The organism is Paenibacillus psychroresistens (assembly GCF_009728935.1).
In the GTDB taxonomy this organism is placed as follows: domain Bacteria; phylum Bacillota; class Bacilli; order Paenibacillales; family NBRC-103111; genus Paenibacillus_AC; species Paenibacillus_AC psychroresistens.
This window is the reverse complement of the sequence record NZ_CP034235.1, coordinates 403,204-428,625: the sequence shown is the minus strand read 5'-3', so window position 1 is coordinate 428,625 and position 25,422 is coordinate 403,204. Positions and strand designations below refer to the sequence as shown.

General features: G+C 39.3%; 23 protein-coding genes, 1 other RNA gene and 1 pseudogene. 9 read left to right on the top strand and 16 right to left on the bottom strand.

All coding sequences use genetic code 11. The annotated features are described in order from the left end of the window. Positions 1-1,052 precede the first annotated feature (1,052 nt). The 3 genes from EHS13_RS02160 to EHS13_RS02150 all read right to left on the bottom strand — a co-directional run bounded on the left by EHS13_RS02160 (position 1,053) and on the right by EHS13_RS02150 (position 4,502). Complete coding sequence (locus tag EHS13_RS02160; RefSeq protein WP_155698787.1) at positions 1,053-3,242, bottom strand: AAA family ATPase; 2,190 nt, start codon at positions 3,240-3,242, stop codon at positions 1,053-1,055. A 266-nt stretch (positions 3,243-3,508) separates the two neighbouring features. Beyond that, complete coding sequence (locus tag EHS13_RS02155; RefSeq protein ID WP_155698786.1) at positions 3,509-4,072, bottom strand: hypothetical protein; 564 nt, start codon at positions 4,070-4,072, stop codon at positions 3,509-3,511. Between the two features lie 166 nt (positions 4,073-4,238). Next, complete coding sequence (locus tag EHS13_RS02150) at positions 4,239-4,502, bottom strand: hypothetical protein (protein WP_155698785.1); 264 nt, start codon at positions 4,500-4,502, stop codon at positions 4,239-4,241. Positions 4,503-5,093: 591 nt separating this feature from the next. Between EHS13_RS02150 and EHS13_RS36535 the strand changes: the two genes are divergently transcribed. The 9 genes and pseudogenes from EHS13_RS36535 (at position 5,094) to EHS13_RS02105 (ending at position 10,606) form a co-directional block, all read left to right on the top strand. Then, positions 5,094-5,279 (top strand): hypothetical protein, encoded by a 186-nt coding sequence (locus EHS13_RS36535; RefSeq protein WP_155698784.1) that lies wholly within the window; start codon positions 5,094-5,096, stop codon positions 5,277-5,279. Between the two features lie 448 nt (positions 5,280-5,727). Continuing rightward, positions 5,728-6,243: a helix-turn-helix domain-containing protein gene (locus EHS13_RS02140; protein ID WP_155698783.1), complete on the top strand. Its 516-nt coding sequence runs from the start codon at positions 5,728-5,730 to the stop codon at positions 6,241-6,243. 242 nt (positions 6,244-6,485) lie between these two features. Beyond that, the gene (locus EHS13_RS02135; protein WP_162462921.1) at positions 6,486-6,653 is read left to right on the top strand and encodes a helix-turn-helix domain-containing protein; all 168 of its coding nucleotides are present in this window, start codon (positions 6,486-6,488) and stop codon (positions 6,651-6,653) included. Positions 6,654-6,692: 39 nt separating this feature from the next. Then, positions 6,693-6,893, top strand: coding sequence for a hypothetical protein (locus EHS13_RS02130; protein ID WP_155698781.1), 201 nt, complete (start codon positions 6,693-6,695; stop codon positions 6,891-6,893). 36 nt (positions 6,894-6,929) lie between these two features. Then, entirely contained in the window at positions 6,930-8,048 is a 1,119-nt protein-coding gene (locus EHS13_RS02125) for a site-specific integrase (protein WP_155698780.1), read from the top strand. A gap of 305 nt (positions 8,049-8,353) precedes the next feature. Continuing rightward, positions 8,354-8,611: pseudogene (locus EHS13_RS36530) on the top strand (CPCC family cysteine-rich protein); the annotation flags it as partial. A 315-nt stretch (positions 8,612-8,926) separates the two neighbouring features. Continuing rightward, positions 8,927-9,547, top strand: coding sequence for a DUF3885 domain-containing protein (locus EHS13_RS02115; protein ID WP_155698778.1), 621 nt, complete (start codon positions 8,927-8,929; stop codon positions 9,545-9,547). Between the two features lie 259 nt (positions 9,548-9,806). Beyond that, the gene (locus EHS13_RS02110) at positions 9,807-10,115 is read left to right on the top strand and encodes a GNAT family N-acetyltransferase (protein ID WP_227013758.1); all 309 of its coding nucleotides are present in this window, start codon (positions 9,807-9,809) and stop codon (positions 10,113-10,115) included. A 146-nt stretch (positions 10,116-10,261) separates the two neighbouring features. Then, a complete protein-coding gene (locus EHS13_RS02105; protein WP_155698776.1) occupies positions 10,262-10,606 on the top strand; it encodes a hypothetical protein in 345 nt (114 codons plus the stop codon). A 444-nt stretch (positions 10,607-11,050) separates the two neighbouring features. On the opposite strand, the gene ssrA is transcribed toward EHS13_RS02105, so the two are convergent. The 13 genes from ssrA to EHS13_RS02035 form a co-directional block, all read right to left on the bottom strand. Beyond that, positions 11,051-11,414, bottom strand: a transfer-messenger RNA (tmRNA) gene (ssrA, locus tag EHS13_RS02100). A gap of 146 nt (positions 11,415-11,560) precedes the next feature. Continuing rightward, complete coding sequence (gene smpB / locus EHS13_RS02095; RefSeq protein WP_155698775.1) at positions 11,561-12,043, bottom strand: SsrA-binding protein SmpB; 483 nt, start codon at positions 12,041-12,043, stop codon at positions 11,561-11,563. Between the two features lie 116 nt (positions 12,044-12,159). After that, positions 12,160-14,841 (bottom strand): ribonuclease R, encoded by a 2,682-nt coding sequence (gene rnr, locus EHS13_RS36525; protein ID WP_227013986.1) that lies wholly within the window; start codon positions 14,839-14,841, stop codon positions 12,160-12,162. Between the two features lie 167 nt (positions 14,842-15,008). Then, entirely contained in the window at positions 15,009-15,242 is a 234-nt protein-coding gene (gene secG, locus EHS13_RS02080) for a preprotein translocase subunit SecG (RefSeq protein ID WP_155698774.1), read from the bottom strand. 149 nt (positions 15,243-15,391) lie between these two features. Further along, positions 15,392-16,066 carry a M50 family metallopeptidase gene (locus tag EHS13_RS02075; RefSeq protein ID WP_155698773.1) on the bottom strand — a complete coding sequence of 225 codons (675 nt, stop codon included), beginning with the start codon at positions 16,064-16,066 and terminating at the stop codon, positions 15,392-15,394. Positions 16,067-16,184: 118 nt separating this feature from the next. Further along, a complete protein-coding gene (eno, locus tag EHS13_RS02070) occupies positions 16,185-17,477 on the bottom strand; it encodes a phosphopyruvate hydratase (RefSeq protein ID WP_155698772.1) in 1,293 nt (430 codons plus the stop codon). Between the two features lie 15 nt (positions 17,478-17,492). Beyond that, positions 17,493-19,031 (bottom strand): 2,3-bisphosphoglycerate-independent phosphoglycerate mutase, encoded by a 1,539-nt coding sequence (gene gpmI / locus EHS13_RS02065; protein WP_155698771.1) that lies wholly within the window; start codon positions 19,029-19,031, stop codon positions 17,493-17,495. Next, positions 19,032-19,784 (bottom strand): triose-phosphate isomerase, encoded by a 753-nt coding sequence (gene tpiA / locus EHS13_RS02060; RefSeq protein ID WP_155698770.1) that lies wholly within the window; start codon positions 19,782-19,784, stop codon positions 19,032-19,034. Positions 19,785-20,271: 487 nt separating this feature from the next. Further along, on the bottom strand, positions 20,272-21,453 hold the full coding sequence (locus EHS13_RS02055) for a phosphoglycerate kinase (RefSeq protein WP_155698769.1): 1,182 nt from the start codon (positions 21,451-21,453) through the stop codon (positions 20,272-20,274). 123 nt (positions 21,454-21,576) lie between these two features. Beyond that, entirely contained in the window at positions 21,577-22,581 is a 1,005-nt protein-coding gene (gap, locus tag EHS13_RS02050) for a type I glyceraldehyde-3-phosphate dehydrogenase (RefSeq protein ID WP_155698768.1), read from the bottom strand. A gap of 69 nt (positions 22,582-22,650) precedes the next feature. Then, a complete protein-coding gene (locus EHS13_RS02045; protein WP_155698767.1) occupies positions 22,651-23,673 on the bottom strand; it encodes a sugar-binding transcriptional regulator in 1,023 nt (340 codons plus the stop codon). Positions 23,674-23,807: 134 nt separating this feature from the next. Then, the gene (locus tag EHS13_RS02040; protein WP_155698766.1) at positions 23,808-24,395 is read right to left on the bottom strand and encodes a YitT family protein; all 588 of its coding nucleotides are present in this window, start codon (positions 24,393-24,395) and stop codon (positions 23,808-23,810) included. Positions 24,396-24,460: 65 nt separating this feature from the next. Next, positions 24,461-25,321: a DUF421 domain-containing protein gene (locus EHS13_RS02035; protein WP_155698765.1), complete on the bottom strand. Its 861-nt coding sequence runs from the start codon at positions 25,319-25,321 to the stop codon at positions 24,461-24,463. Positions 25,322-25,422 lie beyond the last annotated feature (101 nt).

Below are 25,422 nucleotides of genomic sequence, written 5' to 3'. Positions count from 1 at the left end.
CAAATCCGTCGCTTTCTTAGCAAATGCGAACGTAAAAATTGAGGTTAAAAATAAAATAAAAAGGTACACTGTTCCACTTTTAAAGTTGCTTCCATCTGTCAGAATGTAAGTAGTCACAAAAGAGATTGAAAGAAATACTATATCCGTAGGAAACTTAATCCATTCGTCCAAAAATCCTTCCCATGAAAAGTTTCTGTTTATTGTCATTTTAAGTAAAAATGATATTGCCAATATTAGTATGGGCAATATTATGTTTACAGCCGTATCAGTAAAAGTATACAACCCTCTCGACCCCCGTTGTGCAAGATAACTTGAGGATATTATACCAATATTCGACAAGATTTTACCAGTGTTATTGTTCTCCTCTGACGATTTGTCGAAGGCTTCTTAGCTCCAAGGGAACAAGTCAACAGGATTATAGACATGTTGAAGCACTATGACGATATCTCATCTATTAACTGATAATTGATACCATATCGGACAATGTCTAAATCATTTTCAATTGCTTAGTATATAGGGCGGTTCTTTCTTTTGTTTTAAGGAAGCTAACAGTTCTATTTGTTAAACAATGTATTAATGTGGTTGACACCAACGTGAACTTGATATTATTGGAACCTGTGAAGATACAACTTTATATTTAATTGTTAGCGCCCCTCAAACTTATCCATTTTTTCTCAATATAGTCTACATCGTTTATAATTTTAGTATGATCGACATTTACTTTCACCTCGAGGTCTTCTTCATAGCTAAATGTCTGAGTCATAGATGTGTTAATTTTGATCAAAATCTCGGAAGCAAGCTTACCGAGACAGTTAACGTATAAAAGAAGATGAGATTAATTATCGACAAAGTTAGATGATAAAAACTTTGTAGAGATATCTTGGTCGCCTGATCGTCTTGAAAGTAATAAACTTCATTATGTAATACTGGCTCCGTTGTAAAGTGAGCCGAAACATAGTAACCAACAACAAATTCTTGATAATATTTTATCTTAAAAATGACATTTTGATTTTACCAAAGTTATACCGACCTTATTATCGCAATGCAACCGTTTAAGCTACATCTTCAATCCCCATCATCATTTTAAAATGTGCATGGTGTCCTGTTACTTCAAATATTCTCTCAAAAATACTCAGATACTTTATAACAGTATCATTATTACATTCTATATATAAATCGTCATTAGTAAAGTGAGAGCCATCATTTATCCATGATAAAAGCGCCCGACAAATTATTTGTTCTTCATCTTGGAATTTATTGATTATATCATCCTCGCTATAGTTTCCAAATATTTTAAAATAATTTTCAATAATTCTTCTAATTAAGTTTTGTACTGTATTTGAAGATCTCTCTTGGGCAAATTGTATCTCTTGCCACAATAATTCATAAGACGTTTTAATTGGATTACAATCAAAGCCTTGAATCTCAGAAATATTATTGTTTTTTCTTAAAATCCAAAACGTCTCATCCTTTAATTTATTGGAACCTTTCCCTTTATTGAAAGTTACTTCCTTGTGGAAATAGATATTATGAGTAAGAATGAATACCTGTTGGATTGTACCCTTTTGAGTGCGAATATCCTCAATAATTTTTCTGATTAAATTACTTACTATAAACAAAATATTACTGTCCAGACTTGAAATCGGATCATCAATTACAACAATTTTATTCTCAGTAATTCTACTCTTATCATTACTTCCGTTAAGTAAGTGGATAAAATATAAAAACGTTACAAACGTTTTTTCACCTTCACTTAACGTTTGCTTTGCATCTTCTCCATCTTGTCTAACTATACTGTAACTACCTCTTTCTGAAGTTTCCAAAAATTTAAAGTTTGTAAAACTAAATGATTGCAAAAGTTTATTCATCCCATTTATAGATGGTGTCACACTTGTTATTTGACTTTCTAACTCTTCTACTTCTAAAATTAATTCCAATATTTTCGCATTTTTAACATTTATGGTAGATGTTATCCCTGAAATTGCCTTCTCAAAACGATAATCTTTTTCAACATAGATTTTATGATCTTCCTTATTCTCAGCAGCAATGAATGTCCAAATTGAAGTAATTAATTTATCTTTCTCAAAGTTAAAATTGTCTATTATTGCATTGTGATTACTAATGTTTTTGTTTGCTTGGTTTATACATTCACTTATTTTTTGTAATTCTTCACCAATTGCTTCAAGGGTCACAGAGCAACTCGGCTCTTTCATTTTTTTCATTATTAATATCTTGTTAGATTCATGCTTGGTAAAAATAATGATTTTCTGGGTTATTATATTTTCATTATGAATAAACTCATTTTCCAATTTTAATACGTTTTCAATTTGATTCAGTATCTCATCAACCATAGTAACATATTTATAATTAAAGCCTTCTAATTCTTTAAGTTGTTCGTTGTAAGAATCATTAAAATATTGATCTAATTTCACTTTAAATACTTCATTTAAATTTTGTTGACAGAAAGGACAAATTCCTTCTGTCATTTGCATATGAATATGACCTTGCTTCACCCAGTCACTAATGTTTAATTTGGTAATCAAATTAGCGATATCTATATCTTCTTGCCCAATAATTCGATTATTTAAAATCGGGTTGTTAATGACAGTCGAAGTCCCTTTGAACTCAATGTAATTTATGGTATGTATTCTCTGTTTAGTGCCTCTAAAAATTTTACTTGATAAACTTTTCAATTCCTCAAATATCATACTTGTATCCGCATTAATTGATTCTAACTTACATTTATCTTTAAATTTATTCTTTCCAGCCCTATAACCTTTGAATGCTTCCTCAAGATCACTATCATACTTAATTTTAAGTATCCAACATTTTTCTTCATATTCTGCTTCATTTTCATTTCTTTCTATACTTTTTTGAATAAAATTATCTTTTAGTTTCAACATTTCATCGTTTAGTTTCGTTATTTCGCTTGCCTTACTTGTTATTTTCTCTTGTATATCAAGAGACTCTTTACCTAATGTAAAAATACCCTTTATGTTATTTTTTTGGTGAAAGTTTTCTTCTACAAATTCTTTGTTATACACCAATTTTTTGATCGCTATATCTCTATTCCAAGTTATCTTACAATCTGGGAACTCTTCAGAGTTTTTGATTGAATTTGATAATGTCGTTTTCCCTGTACCGTTTGTACCGTAGATAAAGTTCACTTGTTTCAATTGATCTAACACAATACCAACTTGATCATAACTCGCTCTGTTATTAATTTTGATTTTTTCAATCATACCGCAGCATCCCCTGTTTTAAATATATTTAGTTCACCTTAAATAATATTGGAGCTTAAGTATCGGTAATTAATATCTTTATTAGTGCTATTTCGACATATTTCCTATTTATTCCTCTATCCCCCAGTAAAGTGGATGTTTGAAGCATTTAAAATAAAGAGTCAGCGCAAATAGGAAGAGGCAGATAAGCGGATTTTTGGCGTAATTATTATATTTCTAACTTTTCAATAGGAGTTTAATTTTGATTGTCAGATTCCAGTATTCTATCATAGCATTTCGAGGGGATCGACCTCTTTGTATTCCCATGTATCCTCAAAAATATAAATAAAGTGGTTCGTCAATTCATTACCAAGTTGTTCTATTAAGACGTAGTCGTTCTCAAAGTCCTTATAAACTTCAAGATTATACAATAACCAAAAGGCTGGAATATCTGAGAAGTTGTAACCTCTTTTTATTATTTTAATCGCATGCTTTTTATAAAAATCAATGCAGTTTAAAACAAACTTAAACATATCCTCCCCATTACTCTCAAAGTAAATGAGAGTTTGCCTTTCCAATGCACTAAGAACATTACCATAAAATTTACTCTCGGAAATTGATGGGGAGTGCAAAGCAACACTCAAAGCCGCTGCAGTGTATAATTCCATAAATGCACTTAAATAATCGTCAGTCTCTTCCTCAAATCTCGGAAACCGCTTACATAGCATTCGATAATTAAACCCAGAGTAATTATGTGTATAACGAATTATAGCTTCTACTTTCTGATCAAGCACAGTTGTTGATATTTCTATTATTTCTTTGTCTTTCATTTTCTTTTTTAAAAAAAACATTTTCATATACCCCCTCTGTTAAATCATATATAAAACGTAATATCACTTTCAACTTCCACAAATACAATGCTGACATGAATTACACCGCAAATTCACTTGGCATATTGGACAAGCTACAGCATTTTCGTTCAGTTTAAGATATTTTACAGAACAGTAAGTGCAGCCTTTAACAGATTCTTTCTTTGGAGTTTGCGTTTAGGTACATCTGGGCAAAGTTCGACCATTTGAAGTTGAAGGTCGCTTCTACAGCAAACACTGTATAACCCTCTTGTGCATAGTTTAATGCCTCTTCATTCTTGAAAAAGAAAGCAGACGATATATCTTTAACAATTTCCCCGTCATATTTTTGAGGATATTTCGTACTACCAAAGAGTTCATTGTGTGCATACCCAACGACAAAAGGCCCTTGGACGGGGATTTCTCGTACCATATGTACCCCTCATGTATTATTTAATACAGTCATAATTGAGTAAACCATATCCTTCCTCATGTGTAAACAGTATGGATATTATAATACTTAACTGCTGCTTCAACATAGTTAAGTAGCTAAGCGGAATACCTAATATAGCAAGTCCTTATATTTGCTGTTAAGTAAGTAACAAGACCAATGACAACTACTAAATAACTGAATTTACTTCTTGCAGTAGAATGTGTTTTATTAATCTAAATTGCATTTACAGTTGTGCTTTGAACTTGCCCCCCGCCATCTCGCCTTGTTTCTTTTTCTCTAATTTGTCCCTATTGCAATTGTTACTAATCTGCAGCACTTGACTGTAAGGGAGGGCGGTCTCTGTACAGGAAACGGCTCGATGCCCCCCCCTGCTACGCTAATTCAATATTATTAGCGTAGCAGGGGGGGCTGAGAGGAAAGGCGTATAACCGCCGAGGTATCCGTATCATCAGCCTCGCATAGCGACAAGCTCAGCGGAGCCAAGGTCTGGTATCAAACGCTCCGTAATCACAACAATTATTGCTTGCCCCCCTATCCCTTGCGGGAACCAGGACAGTCACATCCTAAAAAATGGACATCTTTATAAGTTCGGCTATGGCGGGCTATGCCTTACCGAACTATCAAGGCAAAAACGCCCACCAACAACGGCATTGCCAGGAAGAGTTAGTTCCTCGGTTATATTTTAAGGCGATTATTCCTTCAACGCCGATACTTTTTATATTAACGTCCGATTTCTCATTAACGGACTATACGTAATTAAACTCCCAATGTCACGTAGATTAATTCACTTTTGATATAACACATAGAATAGATTTAATATCCTATACTGATGGGTCATAGTTTATAACACGGATAAACAGCATTCGACAAAAAAGCAGACACTCTTTACATGTCTGCTCCTATTATTCATATTGATGTACCATAAAATTTAATTCCATAAGTAGATGGTAACTGCTGAAATATAGGCAAAATACTTTCGGAAATATACAAAAATCGAGAAAATTTGAACATCATGATGTTTGTATTATAAATTTAAATCTCTTGGAGCGAGGAAAACCGTAGGTTTATCATTTAGCACATAATTCCTAAAATAACTTTATTTAAATAATATTTTATTGACTATAGTCAATAAAATATTATTTATTTGACATTAGGTCGATTATATATTATTGTAATATTATTCAAATACGAAAGGAGCGCCAAAATGAATATCAATTCTAACGATTCTGAAAAGGAACCAACGGGATCGCATCTTGGTAAAATAATTTCCACAATTCGTTTGAGCAAGAAAATTTCTTTAAGTGTTCTTGCAAAAAGAGCCAATCTTACAGCTTCATATATCAGCCGAATTGAACGAGGCGAACGGAAAAACCCCTCATACCCTGCTCTACACATGTTAGCAAAAAGTCTATTTGAACCTGAGAGGTTATTATTAGATGCTGTTTTAGTGGACGAGGGTATAACACCACCAAATATTGAAAATTTTAATAATCTATCACTAACAGAATTGCTTAAGGAGAAGATTCTATTTTCCGAATTCTTGATTGGTAGAACACAAGCAACGATAGAGGCAAAAGTCGCTCTATTGGAATTATTAACACTATTAGATCAAACACTTCCTGAATTAAGTAGACACGATGAGTCAAGCATACTTCAATCGATAGATGCCCTATCTACAATATTAAAACTCCATCAAGCTGAAAACTTACTCAAGGTGTGAAATCTTCATTTATAACATTACAAATTATCGTGGCATCATATTTTAATTAGTTCAGTAAATGCAGCAATTAAATTTTAAATTAAACTCCTCTCCTCCTTCTCCTTTTTCCGTTAATCTACCTCATTTCATTCCCTTGTCATCATTACTGTTCTCCTACATAACTCCCAAATGTGGTATTTCCAAAACCACATTGAGCTATGTCCAAAACATATTCAATATCCATTAAGAAAGGAGGTAAACACATGAGTAATAACAATCACCTATTAACCATTGATGAGGCAAGGAAGATACTGAGAGTCGGGAAGAACGTTATGTATAGCAAGATAAGTGAAGGTATTATACCCCATATAAAAATTGGGAAACAAATTCGGATACCTGAAGAGCAACTCTTTAAATGGATCAACCAATAAACGAAAGTATCATAAACTAATCTGAAAGGTGTGATTTAAATGGCTGGAAATATTAAAAAAATTGGAGCTAATTATCTTGTTACCCTTGAATACGGAATTGATGAAAAAGGAATCCGTAAACAACAACACAAAACTGTTCCAAGCAGAAAAGAAGCAAACGCAATATTAAGCGAATTTGAGGCGGATCTTAACCTCGGTTTATATCCCGAGTCATTCTCAATCATTGCTCCAAAAAAATAATAAGTTTAATTTATTTTATTTAAAAGGTGTGAATTTATGGCTGGTTACATTAAAAAAATTGGTGATAGCTATCGTGTCACTTTTGATTATGGTACTGATACAAAGGGAAAGCGTGATCGACGATCCAAAAACGTTTCAAGTAAAAAAGAAGCTAACGCATTATTAAGTGAATTTAATACTAATCTCAATCGAGGGATAATTGTAACGTCATCCAAATGCACAATCAAAGAATTAATGGAATTATGGCTAAAAGTTCATACCAAGAATAAAATATGGGCTGAAACAACTTTATATGGCTATGAGAATATTATCTATAAACACCTCATACCATACCTTGGTGAAATTGAACTTAGCAAACTTACAGCTCTTCATATTCAAAACTACTACAATCATCTAATAGACGATAATGGACTATCTCCAAATACTGTGCATAAACACCATATTTGCTTAAAATGCGCAATCAACTACGGAAAAACCCAAGACTTGGTGTATCGTAATGTATTAGAAGCAGTAGTTCTACCAAAAATTAAACCATTCGTTGGAGGCACTTATGAATCTTCAGAAATACGCCAATTACTAAATAAAGTAAATGATACACCAATCGCAATTGCTGTATACCTTGGATCTTATTTAGGCTTAAGACGATCTGAAATTATCGGTTTACGTTGGCAATTTATTGACCTCGAAAATCGAACTATACTAATAAAGGAAGTAAGAACGTCTGCAGGAAAGAAAACCATTATTAAGGAACCCAAAAATGCATCAAGTATAAGATGTATTCACATCCCAGCCGATCTTCACGATGCATTATTAAAGCAGAAGGATGAACAAGCCATAAATCAAAAAGTATTTAAAGATCAATATATTAATTCTGATTATGTATTTACAAAAAACGATGGATCGCCTTATCGAGTGAATTCGCTAAGTGAACACTTCAGTAATTTCCTTAAGAAGAATAATTTTAAAAAAATTCGATTACATGACTTAAGACACTCCTTCGCAAGTATCCTCTATGATAAAAAAGTTGATTTAATGTCAATTTCTGAGGTTTTGGGTCACTCTAATATTTCTACCACGAGCAAAATCTATACCCACCGATTTGATAAAACTCATAAAAAAACAATAGACATAATGGGATTAGCTCTTGAAAACTAAATGATCCTAACAAAAAATAGGTAGGACAGTCCTACCTATTTTGTTTTTTATTAATACAACTTTTTTATCATCTGACTTGATACATAATCTGTAAACGCTGGAGCATATCGTTGTTTAAAGTTCTAAAGTTGAATTGATATTAATTTGGATTAAACATTAAGCTACGGGTAGTTATCTTTCACAGGAATGTGTTAAAATATGGATATACTTGATGCGTAATGTGAGAGGTAAATCCTTTGTTCACGGTTGAGATTGTAAATTTAATATATTTCGACAATAAAATCTCATAAGAAAGAGTCGATGTTATGAATAAATATACTTGTCCTTGTTGTGGGTACAGAGCATTTGATGAAGAACCTTCTGGTACATTTGATATTTGTGACATTTGTTATTGGGAAGACGATAATCTGATGAATGAAAATCCAGATTATTGGGGTGGTGCAAATGGAGTTTGTTTAAGGCAAGCACAAAGGAACTTTATTAAATTTGGTGTTAGTGAGAAGAATTATTTAAATAATGTTGATAAATATGATTATGAAAAAGACCCTTTATGGAAACCAGTGTGGGAAAATGAAGTGGTCCTTAATAAAAAGAAATTAGCGGAAATACATATTAAGGGAAATGTTATAGATGGTAGGTTTAAGGAGTCAATTCATATTAATGATTTTTTAGACGCGTTTACTGAGTTTCTTGAAGCAAAAGGATGGGCTTTTGGTGGTGAAATTAAACAAGCAATTACACAAATTAATAAAGATTAGGTAATAGGCAAAAAAAATTAAACGGATACGATAGCTGAACAGCTTGCTATTCTGAAATAACTCTTCTTTTCTATTGAGGGAACGGGCAGGAGAGCGGAATAAAGTGCATTGGGGTGCAGAATGATACAGGAAATTAATGAATATTTACAGGAAAAGTTCCCTAACTTTTGGAGCGATACAAATATTCGATTTGAATTGGGTGAGCCATATCGTAACGGTTCAAAGCAACGGCTACTTCAAGTAAACAGAAGAGTTAGCATGATCTTTGAAGAGCTGTTTAAACCAGAAGATTATATATATGTATACATCAAAGACTGGGCAGGGTATGAAGATCCAATGTTCGGAAACACAACGCCGAACTATCTTTACGATCTTCTTGAAGGCAAGTCATTAGAAACTGGAATCGGTATTGATTTAGATGAGGACGAAGATGAGAATGGAATCAGCATCGAAGTAAAGAATGAATACCAAATTAAAATCTTATTTGGGTTGGTTTCTTCATTTCCATCCAAGAAAATCTTTGAAGGCATTTCTCATTATGAGCAGGGTAAAGAACCAGCCATCGGACAGAAGATTTACTTTATTAACAAAGAAAAAAATATTCTTTTTCATATGTACGATGACAGAGGATGTATCGCTCACACTTTGTCGAAGGAAGATATAAGACCACTGTATGATAAATATAACGATTGGTTAGTGGACTATTGGAGGGCATATATCAATAATATATTCAAAGAATAAGCAATCCTTTGCAACGGTACCCCGTTAGAAGTTGTTGACGCTTTCGTTTTCATTACTCAACTAACGGGTGACTACAGCATAGCGAGTCTTCTGTTAGATATGCAGTCCCATTGATACAAAATTTATACCATTTGATATATTCATAGGGAGGCTGATTTAACTGGATATTTCTTTTCACAAAGATATTCCTAATAAGGAAGACTATTTTCATTTATACCAATCTACTGGTTGGAACAATGATGGGGTATTTACTGCTGACTTGCTTTATGAGGGATTAAAAAATAGCTGGTTTATAGTATCTGCCTACAATGATGATAAGCTTGTGGCTTCAGGTCGTATAGTATCCGATGGATTTATTCAATGTTTTATTTGTGAAATGATTGTTTTACCTGAGTATCAGAACCAAGGTCTTGGAAAACGTATAATGGAGAACCTTTTAAATCATTGTAAGTCTAAAAATATTCGATGGGTTCAACTCGCTTGTGCTAAGGGTAAAAAAGCATTTTATGAAAAGTTCGGATTTCAGGAGAGGGCAACTGAAGCCCCAGGAATGAACTTATTTCTTTGAATGAAAGATAATGGTAGAAATTGCTACATTTAATATTCCTTGTTCGCTAAAGTAACTGGCAGTTTAACTTAGCAAGTTCTGGTTGGTATACTTAAACAAAAGCAATAAAATCGGTCGGATATTGATAAATAAAGGATGGTTCTAATATGATAAACGAGTTACGAAAATGGTCTTTGGAAAATGAAATTGAAAAGAAAAGTATTGATGGTTTTTGGTATTGCTTCAATAATTATAAAAACGATGATCCCCAAGAATGTAGAGAAGTCTTTGGAGAAGATTTTGATGAATCGCAACTCAATATTCAACTTAAGAATGTAGCACTATTTATTGACAGATGGGATGAATCAAAGGAATACGATGCTATCTCATATCAATTTGATTACGCAGTCTCCTACATACCAATTGAGTACAAGAATAAAAATTTGGGTGTTTATCGGATGCTATTCAAGTTAAACGGAGAATCTTTTGATGATTTCTTTGGGCTTGATTGAGTGAAAAAAGCAATTGGCATATCATTAAACTACCATGAAAATCCTTTTTTCATCCTCAGTGGTGCAGAGCTGATTTTGAGCGACATGTATGACTAACGGGTAATGATAGCATAATAACAATAATAAAATTTCATCTATGGGAGTTGCCTTGGCGGCTTCTTTTTTTATCGAATTTGAAGCATTTCTTTGCCGTCAGTATTTTGAAGTATTTCACTACAAAAAGGTAGGATTATGCTTCAAGACACATATTATACTTTATAAATTGCTTTTACATCCCAATGAAAATGTAAGTTCTGTAATAAAATTTGATACCAGTTATGACGAAATTTTTGTAATATATAAATTCGAAATACAATGAAATTAATAGTTAAAAAACTAACGGCTACAATCGGGCTACAATTTTAGGTAAAACAAAGCCCCGACCTCATGCGGTCGGGGCTTTCATGGTGGAGACGAGGGGAGTCGAACCCCTGTCCGAAGGTATCGCAACATATGCTTCTACGAGTGTAGTTACAGATTTGATGTCACCCTAGTGTCGTCCTGTAACCGACTACTCTTTGGGTCAGCCTGATTGTCTTCTTCAGCCCACCGCAGGCGGAGATGGGTTAGCGTATTCCACTACTGTTGAGCCCCTGTCTCAGTCACATGGACGATGCTGAGGAGAAGCACGCCGACAGTTCTTAGGCTGCTAAAGCGTAGTTGTTTTGAGTTTTGCCGTTTAATAGGCTTTAGCGTTGATAAAGCGGACGCGTCCCCACTACTCGCTACCTATGCCCAAACTACCCCCGTCGAATCCATAAACGTCCCCATGAATTGACAGTATTGAAGGTTACTGACCTTGCGGTCAAGCAGTTCAAACTTGTCTAAAATCTTACTTAATCAGTATAGCATAAATGGATGCCGATTACGCAGCTTAACTATTGGTAACTCCACCGAAAAGCCCCAATACTGCGATTACAGTATCTTCTTCTGTTTCTCACGCAAAGCACGTTGAATGTCGCGTGTTGCATCTCTTTTCTCATCTGTCTCACGCTTGTCATACGATTTCTTACCTTTACCTAGTCCGATTAAAAGCTTGGCATAGCCATTTTTAATATAGACTTTAAGCGGTACAATCGCATAACCTTGTTGCTTCGCAGCACCGAGCAGTTTCTTAATCTCAGGCTTCTTCAGCAAAAGCTTACGTGTGCGAGTCGGGTCAGGCGGGTTGCTGGTGTTGCCATTCTCGAAGGGGCTGATATGCATATTATGCACCCAAGCTTCTCCGTTACGAATGGTAGCAAAGCTGTCTCCGATGTTCGCTCTTCCTTTGCGTACGGATTTAATCTCCGTCCCCGTTAGGATCATGCCACATTCGTACGTTTCCTCAATGAAATAATCATGGGAAGCTTTTTTGTTCTGTGCGAGCGGTTTGTCGTGCATGGATGTCTTACCCATGGTTCACCTCATTGTTATTGACGTAGCATTAAATGGCAATTCTCGTGACTAGGAGTAAATTGTATCAACTTCAACCCGATAAATCAAGGCGTATCGGGTTGAAGAAATGGTTTTAGTTATTTTTTCCGTTTTGGACTGGTGCTGGCGACACCTTTGTAAAACGGTTTTTTACTGCGTTTCGATGATTTGGCCTTGCCTGCTGCGTTAGCACCAGCGCGAGGATTGCCAACCGAAACGCCCTGCCCCGGCACGATACTATTCGTATTCGTGCCACTGCGCTTGCTCTCGCCCGTAGAGGCTCCGCCGCCTACAGGCTCGCCCGCCCTTGCGCCGCGCTTACCGCCGCCGCGCGCGCTAGAACCTTCGCCGCTGCTACGCTTGCGGCGGCTAGCCCCGCTTTCGCCGCTGCGCCCGCCAGCGAAACCGCCGCCGCGTCCGCGGCCTTCACCCGCGCCGCCGGCACCGCGCGGGAACATCTTCGCGCGAGGAACCCTCTCGCCGCGCGGCTTCATATCCACCATCTCAAAATCGATGGTGTGCTCCGCTATGCTCACTCGCGCTACGCGCACCTTAACTTCATCGCCGATGCGATAAACTTTACTGGTTCGTTCGCCAATCAGCGCATGCTGCGCAGCTTGATGATTATAATAATCATCCGTCAGATCGCTAAGACGGATCAACCCTTCCACCGTGTTATCCAGCTCAACGAACATCCCGAAGCTGGTCACGCTGCTGATGATGCCTTCGAATTCCTCGCCGACTTTATCCAGCATGAACTCGGCTTTCTTCAAGGCATCCGTCTCACGCTCAGCTTCAACCGCCACACGCTCACGCTCAGAAGACTGGCGAGCAATATCCACCATCCGAGCAGCAAGATGCTCAAATCTCTTCGCAGAAAGACCACCACCAATCGGTGTGGCTTTAATAGGCTCAGCACTTAAGGTTCCAGCACTTAACGCTCCAGCACCTAATTCTCCAGCACTTGAACCTTCAGCCCCTTCAACAACTTCCTCAACCTTTTTCTTCCGCCCGCGTTTTTTAACCTCTGGCTCAGCTTTCGCTTGACCAGCCTCAATAATCTCCCTCATCACGCGATGAATGATTAAATCAGGGTACCTTCTAATTGGCGATGTAAAGTGAGAATAATATTCGGCAGCCAAGCCAAAATGCCCCGTGCTCTCCGCATCATAACGAGCCTGTTTCATAGATCTTAATAACACCGTACTGATTACCGTTTCTTCCTTCTTGCCTTTAATCTCGGCTAACAGGTTCTGCAGCACACGCGGCTGAACACGATTGCCCGTCATCCCTTTGACCACATAACCAAAGTTAGTAATAAACTCCATGAAATGCAGCAGCTTTTCCGCGTCTGGATCTTCATGTATCCGATAGAGGAACGGTACTTTTAACAAGTTAAAGTGCTCCGCAACCGTTTCATTGGCCTTTAACATAAACTCTTCAATAATCGATTCAGCAATCGAACGCTCTCTTTTTTCAATCGCTATTGGCTTGCAGTTCTCATCGACTTTAATCTTCGCTTCTTGGAAATCAAAATCAATCGCACCACGACTCATCCGGCGACCGCGCAGCTTCAATGCCAGCTCTTCCATCAGGAAGAAATCAGCCTTAATATAATCATATTGTGTCAATAATTCGGCATCTTCACCGCGCAGAATTTTGCGTACATTCGTATAGGTCATGCGTTCACTGGTTTTAATTACACTCGTAAAAATCTCATGATGAACAACGATCCCGTTAGAATCGATCTCCATTTCACAGGACATGGTTAAGCGGTCCACCTTCGGATTCAAGCTGCAAATCCCGTTAGATAGCCGGTGCGGCAGCATGGGGATCACTCGATCGACCAAGTACACACTGCACCCACGATTATAAGCTTCCACATCCAAAGGAGAGTTCTCACGAACATAATAACTCACATCCGCGATATGTACACCTAACGAGAAGTTTCCATTAGGCAAACGCTCAACATTAACCGCATCATCTAGATCCTTGGCATCCTCACCATCAATCGTTACAATCCGTTTACCGCGTAGATCGCGACGTCCAACAAGCTCGTCCTCGCGAATCGTGTCTGGAACTTTATCTGCTTCTGCATTAACTTCCTCACTAAATGCCTCGGGCAAATTAAATTTACGGATAACAGATAGGATATCAACACCAGGATCATCTTTATGCCCCAGCACTTCAATAACTTCACCCTCTGCAGCCGCATGGCCTTCGGGGTAATTGACAATTTTCACAACGACCTTTTGTCCATCCACTGCACCTAAATACGAAATCTTTGGAATAAAAATATCCCGTACCATCCGCTTATCATCCGGCAACAAGTAAGCATGAGTTTCACGATCCTGAAATACACCTACAACCTGCGTATTAGCTCGCGTAATAACCCGCACCACTTCACCCTCGAGCTTGCCGCCTGTCGCACCCTTTAACGTAATTCGCACAAAAATAATATCATTATTCATCGCACCATGAAGGTCATTCGCATGTATGTAAACATCCGGCTGTGTTTTGTCCTCAGGCAATAAGAAACCAAAGCCCTTAGCATGGGCTTGCAGCTTGCCTCGAATCAAATTCATCCGTTCCGGTACTCCATATCTTTCATTGCGGGTACGAATCACTGTACCTGCCTGCTCCAATTGACTCAGCATTTTTAAAAATTCACGAAAATCATCGGCATTATTTATTTGAAAATGCTTTTCCATCTCCACATACGTCAAGGGTTTATAAGCTTTTCCCCTCATATATTCGAGTAATTCCTGCTCTGATACCAATATATTCACCAGCCTTCCCAAATTAAATGTCTCTATTTGTAAATATTGTCTATGTAACTGTTAGTATACACTATTTTTAACTGCCAAAACCTAGGACGCGCACCCTACTTCATGGAAAAAGAAAAAACAGTAGGAGCAAGTCCCACTGTTTAGAAAGTTTTTAAGCATTATTTTACAACGTAAGCAACCATTACGGAAAGAACGATAAACAATCCAGCCAATACCATCGTTAAACGGGATAAGAACAAGTCCAAGCCACGTGCTTTAGTTTTACCGAATAAATGCTCAGCTCCACCTGAAATAGCTCCAGATATACCAGCGCTTTTCCCTTTTTGCAGCAATACCGCGGTAATTAGACCTAATGAAATAATAATTAGAAATATTTTCAACGTAATTTCCATGATTGTTCCTCCTATTAAATGTCAAATCGGCACCCTACGCCGACTGGCAGGTTCCGTTCGTATACAGACAGCAAGAGTATTCTATCATAAGGGCGAGCAAAAGACAACTATTTCTGGTGTAAAGTCCACTCGCTGGTGATCTTGTTTGCTCATTTTGGATTCTTTTCCCGCCCGACAAAAGCTGTGATCGCCTGCTTCGCACACCAAGCCGCGAATAAAGTGAACCATAATGACCAGACCAAGGCAGGAACGGATGTCGTTTGACTCAGCAAGCTGGCGTCTCCTGCTCTACCGGAATGAAGGACAGCTGAAAAGTTCAGCCAAATTGGACCGAAAACAGACTCCTCTAAGGACAAGAAGGCGATCAATAAGTAGTAAAAGCGGCTTATCCCTTTTCCCGCGAACATTAGCACCACCACATTCAAGGCGATAAAACCAAGCAACCAAATAAAACCATACCCGTTTCTCACAAAAAATACCAAAGTAGCAGCAGCAATAATCGTAATTGCCATTAAACCGCTTCTTTGCTTGCCTTTAGCATAGGAAGCAAACAAGAACCAAGTAAACAACGAAGCCGTCATATACCCAGCTAGCCCAATCGGCAGCATCGACCAGCCATTAGAAACCGCCGAACGCGTTACCCCGCTTTGGTCGGAATATAAAGCAATATTCATCACACTACCCGATAGGACCAGTGTCATCCATGCATGCCCGAATTCATGAATCAACGTATCCACATTCTTAAAAAAAGAAGAAAACGGCAAAAAATTCGCTAAAATCGCCGATCCCAGAATATACAAAATTGTTTTGGACCACTTTACCATAGCCTTACCTCCCGCACTCGCAAATATCCGCTTTCCTAATACGCTAAAAAACAAGGATGGTTGCGTTTAATCCGCAGCCACCCTTGTTAGGATTTATTTATAGAATTCGTTTAGAAGCTTACTTGAATTTCTTAAGGTTATAGAATGCTGACTTACCAGCATATTTGCCCACTTGAGCCAACTCGTCCTCGATGCGAAGCAATTGATTGTACTTAGCAACGCGATCCGTACGTGACGGTGCGCCTGTTTTGATTTGGCCAGCGTTTGCAGCTACTGCGATGTCAGCAATTGTGCTGTCTTCGCTTTCGCCTGAACGGTGAGAGATTACAGCTGTGTAACCCGCACGTTTAGCCATTTCAATCGCATCAAAAGTTTCTGTCAAAGTACCGATTTGGTTAACTTTAACTAGGATGGAGTTACCGATATTTTCGTTAATTCCTCTTTCAAGACGCTCCGTGTTTGTAACGAACAAATCATCGCCTACTAGTTGAATTTTATCGCCAAGACGCTCAGTTAGAAGCTTCCAGCCTTCCCAATCATCTTCGGAACAGCCATCTTCAATGGAGATAATCGGATATCTGTCTGCCCAATCCGCCAAGAAATCAACCCACTCAGCTGATGTATAGGATTTGCCTTCGCCTGCAAGGTGGTACTTGCCATCTTTGTAGAACTCAGTTGAAGCCACGTCCATACCTAGGAATACATCTACGCCTGGTTTGTAACCGGCTTTTTCGATTGCTTCAAGAATAGTAACGATTGCCTCTTCATTGGAGCTAAGGTTTGGAGCAAATCCGCCTTCGTCACCCACTGCAGTGTTCAAGCCTTTTTCTTTAAGAACAGCCTTTAAGCTATGGAAAATTTCAGCACCTGTACGCAATGCTTCTTTAAAGCTCTCAGCACCAACCGGGATAACCATGAATTCTTGAACGTCGATATTGTTATCTGCGTGCTCACCACCATTGATAATATTCATCATCGGTACTGGCAAAGTTTTAGCATTGAATCCACCTAGGTAAACATACAAAGGTACATCCAAAGCTTCTGCAGCAGCGCGAGCTACGGCCATGGAGACTGCAAGAATAGCATTAGCGCCTAATCTAGCTTTGTTCGGAGTTCCGTCTAATTCGATCATTAGCTGGTCAATACCGACTTGATCTAATGCATCCATGCCAATTACTTCTGGTGAAATAATTTCGTTGACGTTTTCTACAGCTTTTAGAACGCCTTTACCTAAGTAACGACCTTTGTCACCGTCGCGAAGCTCAACGGCTTCGTATGCGCCTGTGGAAGCTCCTGATGGAACGATAGCGCGACCTAGTGCGCCGGATTCTAAGTAAACTTCTACCTCAACAGTTGGATTGCCTCGTGAATCTAGAACCTCGCGTGCATAAACATTGGAAATAATTGTCATGGTTTCTAACACTCCTTATTTTTGAATTATGGATGTTCCTGTCATCTCAATCGGTTGGGCTACTTGCAATATGTCTAAAATCGTTGGTGCTATATCAGCCAAAATGCCGCCTTCTCTTAGTGTAACATGTTTAGCTGTGACAATAAAAGGAACGGGATTTGTAGTATGAGCCGTCATCGGACGACCTTCTGGATCTCTAACTTCATCTGCATTACCGTGATCTGCTGTAATTAAGGCAATTCCGCCTTTTGCCAGGATCGCTTCCACTACTTGACCCAGACACTCGTCTGTAGCTTCAATAGCCTTGATAGTTGGCTCCAGCAAGCCAGAGTGACCCACCATATCCGGATTAGCAAAATTAAGAATGATTACATCATGACGATCTGCTTCGATTTCAGCTACAGTGGATGCTGCCAATTCGTATGCGCTCATCTCTGGCTTTAAATCATACGTTGCCACATTAGGTGACTTGATCATAATGCGACTTTCTCCAGGCATAGCCGATTCACGACCCCCGTTGAAAAAGAACGTCACATGCGGATATTTTTCCGTTTCAGCCGTATGCAGCTGAGTCAAACCGTTTTGAGCCAATACTTCGGCCAACGTATTATCCAAGTTATTGGATTTGTAAGCTACAAGTCCGCCCACCGTTTCACTGAACTTCGTCAAGCTAACGAAATATAAATTTCGCGGCCACTGCACACCACGATCAAACTCTCTAAAATCGACATTATTAAAAACATTAGATAACTGGATAGCGCGGTCAGGGCGGAAGTTATAGAAAATAACGGCATCCTCGTCCTCAACTAATGCTACTGGAGTTCCATCTGTTTTTACAATAACGGTTGGCAGTACGAATTCATCAAATACTTTTTTCTCATAAGAATCGAGAATAACTTGCATGGGATCCGTATTCTGCGGACCGTCGCCGTAAACCATAGAACGATAGGAAAGCTGTACCCGGTCCCAACGTTTGTCACGATCCATGGCATAATAACGACCTTGTACGGTAGCAATTTGGCCGACGCCAACTTCAGCGATTTTGGCTTGCAGCTGCATCATATAATCCTTACCGCTATCTGGTTGAACATCACGACCGTCGAGAAATGCATGGATGTAAACATCCTTCAAGCCTTCTCTTTTAGCCAGATCCAGTAAAGCGAATAAATGCTTAATGTGACTATGCACGCCGCCATCGGAAAGCAAACCGTATAAGTGCAGCTTTTTCTGACTGTCTCTAGCGTAACGAATAGCCCCAACCAAAGTCTCATTTTCGAAAAAATCACCATCACGAATCGATTTAGAAATCCGCGTTAAGTCCTGATAAACAATTCGACCTGATCCAATGTTTAGATGTCCTACTTCAGAATTGCCCATTTGACCTTCGGGCAAACCTACTGCTTCACCGCATGCAATTAACGTTGTATTCGGGTAGGTCGCCATATAACGATCATAGTTCGGCTTGTTCGCTTGCGCTACAGCATTGCCTTGCACAATATTACGCAGTCCGAATCCATCGAGAATAATTAGAGCTACTGGCTTTGGTCTAGACATTTATTTGGCCCCCTCTACTAATTGAGTATAGGATGCTCCTTCAAGGCTGGCACCGCCGACAAGAGCACCGTCGATATCTGACATCGCCATATATTCTTTAATGTTGCCTGGTTTCACGCTGCCGCCGTATTGGATACGCACTGCATCTGCAACCGCTGCGCCGAATTGACCTTTTACCAGCTCGCGTATGTAGCTGATTACTTCGTTAGCATCCTCAGAAGTTGACGACTTGCCTGTTCCAATCGCCCAAATTGGCTCGTATGCAATGACAACCTGTGCCGCTTGCTCTGTGCTCAAGCCTTGCAATGCTGCTTCTGTTTGTACTTTGCAAACTTCTTTGGTTTGTCCAGCTTCGCGTTCTTCGAGCTTTTCGCCAACGCAAACGATCGGCAATAAGCTGTGCTTGAAGGCTGCATGAACTTTTTTGTTGACGATTTCGTCGGATTCTGCAAAATAAGCTCTGCGCTCGGAATGGCCAATTATGACGTAATCTACGCCTAGTTCTTTTAGCATAATGCCGCTGATTTCACCTGTGAATGCGCCGTTGTCTTCAAAATGCAAGTTCTGAGCGCCGACTTTAAGTGATGTGCCTTTTACGGCTTCAACTAGTGCTGGCAGGCTTGTGTAAGGCGCACAAATCACGCTTTCTACACCGTCTACCTCCGCTTTACCTATTACGTCTGCTACAAAAGCCTTTGTTTCTGCGATCGTTTTGAACATTTTCCAGTTTCCTGCTATTATGGGCTGCCTCAACTCGTTCATCTCCTTTTTAAGTAAAAGCTAATTGTTGAAAATTAAGATCGTTTCAGGATTGTATATCGGTTCCAGCCACTCTTGGAATTGCATCCTTTTTTATTGAAATAAAACAAGATGAAACGATGCAATATTCAAAGGCGGCACGTAAACTTTCCACTCGACATACAAACCTTCCACTACCCGTTTTCAACCAACTAAATCTACATCTCAAACGTTCATTTCACTCCGTAACAGTAAGTACTAATCCACTTCTCACGAATGGAGAATTCTTATAAGGAGCAAAAACCTAAATTGCACAACATTACTTCTTCGGCTTATCTCCCCCGCACTGAAGCAAAGGGATACAGGTCAAAAGCATTGAAAATTAATTATATTACTCAACTACAAAAGTTAAACTAAGCTACAAAAGCTAAACTAAGCTACAAAAGCTAAACTAGGCTAACTCTGATCTCCAACTGCTAATTAAGAGCAAAGATTTAATTACTTACTTATCAAGCAAAGCTACGACTCCGGGGAGGGCTTTGCCTTCCATGAATTCGAGGGAGGCGCCGCCGCCGGTGGACATGTGGTCCATTTTGTCGGCAAGGTGGAATTTCTCAACGGCTGCTGCGGAATCGCCACCGCCGATGATGGTGTAAGCTGAAGTTGCTGCGCAAGCTTCGGCTACGGCTAGAGTGCCTTTTGAGAATTGCTCGATTTCGAATACGCCCATCGGACCGTTCCAGACAACCAATTTGGATTCAGCAATCGTCTTAGCATACAACTCACGTGTTTTAGGACCGATATCAAGGCCTTCCCAATCTGCTGGGATTCCGTCAATATCAACGATTTGAGTGTTGGCATCTTTGCTGAAATCATCAGCAACTAGGATATCGACAGGCAACAAGAAGTTTACGCCTTTTGCTTTTGCCGTTTCTAGGAAGCTTAATGTTAGCTCTAATTTGCTGTTATCTACCAAGGACTTACCAATCTCATGCCCTTGTGCTTTAAGGAAGGTGTATGTTAATCCACCACCGATGATGATATTGTCGGCTAGGTTTAGAAGGTTTTCAATGACACTGATTTTATCTTTAACCTTGGAGCCGCCAACGATTGCTGTGAAAGGACGCTCTGGACGAGTCAAGGCTTTGCCCAGTACATCTAGTTCTTTTATCATCAAAAGGCCAGCTACTGCAGGGATGAATTGTGCAATTCCAGCGGTTGAAGCATGAGCACGGTGAGCAGCGCCAAATGCGTCGTTGACGAATAGATCTGCCAAGCTTGCAAAAGCTTTCGCTAGTTCCGGGTCATTCTTTTCTTCACCTTCATAAAAACGGACGTTTTCCAATAATAGAACATCGCCTTCGTTAAGCTGAGCAACTTGCGCTTGCACCGCTTCGCCAATGGCTTCGTCTGCTTTGGCAACGGATTTGCCTAAAAGCTCAGAAAGCCGAGCAGCTACAGGTGTTAAACGTAACTCTTCTGCTACTTTACCGTTTGGACGACCCAAATGACTCGCCAAAATAACCTTAGCACCTGCATCAATTAGAAACTTGATGGTTGGCAAGGTTTCACGGATCCGCGTATCATCGGTGATTATACCTTCTTCTAATGGCACATTAAAATCTACACGAACAAACACTTTTTTACCCTTTAACTCCACATCACGAACACTCTTCTTGTTCACTTTTATTCCTCCTCAGAGTTTTGCCTTGGCAAAACTGTCTTCGTAAGCATCAGATCTAAGCCGCATATTTAACAGGGGAAAGAGGAGAATCTCTTCTCCCCTCCACTGTCTAGTTGTATAGAATTATAAACCTTTATTTGCAATGTAGCTAACTAGATCTACAACACGGTTGGAATAGCCCCACTCGTTATCGTACCATGAAATTACTTTAACCATGTTATCGCCGACAACCATTGTGGAAAGTGCATCGATTGTGGATGAAGCAGGATCGCCGTTATAATCGCTTGATACCAATGGCTCTTCGGAGTAGTTCAAGATACCTTTAAGTGCGCCTTCGGAAGCTTCTTTAAACGCTGCGTTGATTTGATCAACAGTTACGTTAACTCTTAACTCAGCAACCAAATCGGTTACAGATACGTTTGGAGTTGGAACGCGCATAGCCATACCATTCAACAAACCTTTTAATTCCGGAAGCACTAGGGAAACAGCTTTAGCAGCTCCTGTTGATGAAGGGATGATATTCTCAGCCGCTGCACGAGCACGACGAAGATCTTTATGAGGAACATCCAATACGCTTTGATCGTTTGTGTATGAGTGAATAGTAGTCATCATGCCTTTAACGATTCCGAATTTATCATTCAATACTTTAGCAAAAGGTGCCAAGCAGTTCGTTGTACATGAAGCGTTAGAGATAATTGTATGTTGAGAAGCATCATATTTATCTTCGTTAACACCAAGAACGATGGTAATATCCTCGTCTGTAGCTGGTGCGGAGATAATTACTTTTTTCGCTCCACCTTTTAAGTGCAACGATGCTTTTTCTTTCGAAGTAAAGATACCAGTTGATTCAATAACGATTTCTGCGCCAACTGAGCTCCATGGCAAGTTCCCAGGATCACGTTCTGCAAAAACTTTTACTGCTCTACCGTTAACGATGATACTGCCGTCGCCAACTTCAACTGTTGCATCTAGAACACCATGAGTCGTGTCATACTTAAGTAAGTGAGCCAATGTTTTAACATCTGTTAAATCGTTTACGGCAACAATTTCTACCTCTGGGTTGTTTAAAGCTGCACGGAATACATTACGACCAATACGACCAAATCCGTTAATTCCTACTTTTACCATGCTAAATTCCTCCTAAGATATAATCATATATTTCAAAACAAGCTTAAAGCTTGTTGTGATTTCAAGTCCTTACAAATGCTTCAGCATTTCTCTTGCAGCGGCTTCATCCGTGACCAGAACATCATCGTGACCAAAGCGCATAACAGCAGCAATACTTTCTCCCTTACTCTTCCCACCAGCTACGGCAATAACCGTCTCCGTTTGTTGAATATCTTCCAGCCTTATCCCCATGGTTGGCATTTTATGAACGACTAAACCCTGTTGGTCAAAATAATAACCAAACGCCTCAGCCAATGCACCATCCTGCTGCAAGCTTTTTACGGTATCGCTGTCGACTTTTCTACGTCTTGCCATAACTAAAGCTTCACCAATGCCATGGATCACTATGCGAGAGGTACGAATTACTTGCAGCATTTCATTAATGTTAGGATCCTGTATTAAGGATTGATACGCATCTTCCCCTAGATGATCGGGAACATGCAGCAAGCGATATTGACAGCCTGTTTTCTTAGCCATGTTGGAGGCAATGGTATTCGCCTGCAGCTCCAAGCTTTCTCCTAAACCACCGCGCGCCGGTACGAATAAACTGCCTTTGAACTGGGGTATAGGTCTAAGATGATTGGCAACCTCTGCCATTGTCGAACCACCCGTTACAGCGATCACTCCGTTTTTGGCTACTAACTTGCGTAGAATTGCGGCTCCCGATCGTCCCAACTCCTTTTTCACAAAAGGCGAAAGGTCTGAATCTCCCGGTACAACTACAACCTGTGCAATATTGAATCCTTGCTGGATTCGATCCTCAAGATCCGTTAAACCAAACAAATGCTTGATCATCGGCTCCATCTCTTCAAGCACCTGTAGACCTGAATCCGTTAACCGCATGCCAAGGTTGTCTGTTTCCAGCAATCCCTGAGCTTTAAGGAAATCAATTTCCCCACGCAATACACGTTCCGTCATATTAAGTGCAGAAGCTAAGGTGCGTCGACCAATTAATCTTGAGATCATAATCAGATGCAGAATCGTATAACGTTTTTGCATAACTTCAACTAAATCCGGGAGCAGCTTCTTCTGAATGTCTAGAATCTCACGCATTATTTCACCTCTGAAATTCAGTTGGACGTAAAACGACCCACATCAACATTTAATGTCCCACTACGGCAAAAAAAGAAGAACTTTCAATCTCATTGTATCTAATATAGCTCAATAAAGCAACACTGAAAATAGTCCTAGTTCTTTCCTTTCATATTCAACAAGCTAGTCGTGACCCCTCCAGCTGCAATCGTTAAGGCCGAATAATAAAAGGTTTCAAGAGAAATCAATAAGCCGCCTAAACCAATAATCATGAAATCCATTATAAAAATAAGTACCCCTACGTTAATCGGAATCCAATTCGTTAGTAATTGGGCGATCAAGTCCGTACCGCCTGTGCTTGTCTTAAATCGCAACATAAGACCCAAGCCTATGCCTACTAATGCACCGCCTAATACAGCACTCGTATAGGCGGTTAGCTCGATATAGTAAATAAAATAATATTGAAAGGGGGCAAATAAATCGATCATAAAAGCGGAAACCAACATCCCCGATATACTCTCAAAAAAATATTCGCGGTGGAAGCAGAAGGCGTAAATGAAAATAGGCAAGCTTAGGATCATAATCATCAGCCCTATTCGCGTTTCCCATATATAATTAAGAATCAGCGAAATCCCAATCATTCCGCCATCCAGCACCTGAAAGGGCACTAAAAAAAAATTAATACCCACAGCAATAAAGATACTTCCTAAAATGATTGCAAATATTTTGGGTATAACTAACATTTAATCCAACTCCTTGTGAGGGCTTGTCAGATTATATGCTCAGTATTGAAGTTATAGGTTAACTTTTAACGATGGAGCAATGGCGTCAGCTCCGTGATTGTTTTTTGCAGCTTGGTTGCACATTGCTCGTACATTTGCTTAGCCTGTTCGTTTTTGGTTCCTAAACTGAACAGCTCAAGATCGGCCTCACATTTCTTTAAAGTTGCAAAAAGAACAGCTTTTAACTGGGGCTTTGGTACTTTTAGCATGTCATCAAACAGATCCACATACAATTGCCCATATCCATCCACTTGCCCAAGGAATACATTTTCAATGCTGACGCCGATTTTATCCAGCTCTGTTTTTAACCACTCTCTACTAAACCCTGCTGCAGCCAATGGCTCTCCGATGACTTTACCATCCATTATCACAGCTTGTGATGCCACACCTGGCGCCACCTTTATTCCTAAATGCTTAGGGGTAAGCGGTTGATTCTCGCGCATAAGCAGCACATCAATATCCCCATTGGGCTCCATAACCGCAAACTCCACATCGGCTGCTAAGAAAACATTTTTTTTGCGCAGCTGCATCATAAGGTCATCGCTTGTTACTCGTTCCTTTTTCAAATTATCTTCGAGAATTTTGCCTGATTTAATTAGAATCCTTGGCTTGCCGTCAATCAGATCTCTCATGGTTTTGCTCTTCAGCTGCAGATAATCAACACCAATCGATACAAGAACCCATACCACTAAAGCAATGACTCCTAAATGCCAATTGGTATCCAAATCAAGCGAAACGTAAGCCGTAATACTCCCAATCGTGATACCCGTAATGTATTCAAACAATGACAGCTGACTGACTTGTCGTTTACCGAGCATTTTTGTTAAAAAGAAAAGCACAAGTATGGCTACTAATGTACGTATGACTACTTCCAGTTCTTTTGACATTTATTTAATTCTCCTATCCTCAGCATCATTCCCTTTAAAGATTATTTGTTTAATTGCTTATTTTTATGTCATCGTCTTGTTACTTGCTTTTCACATTCGCA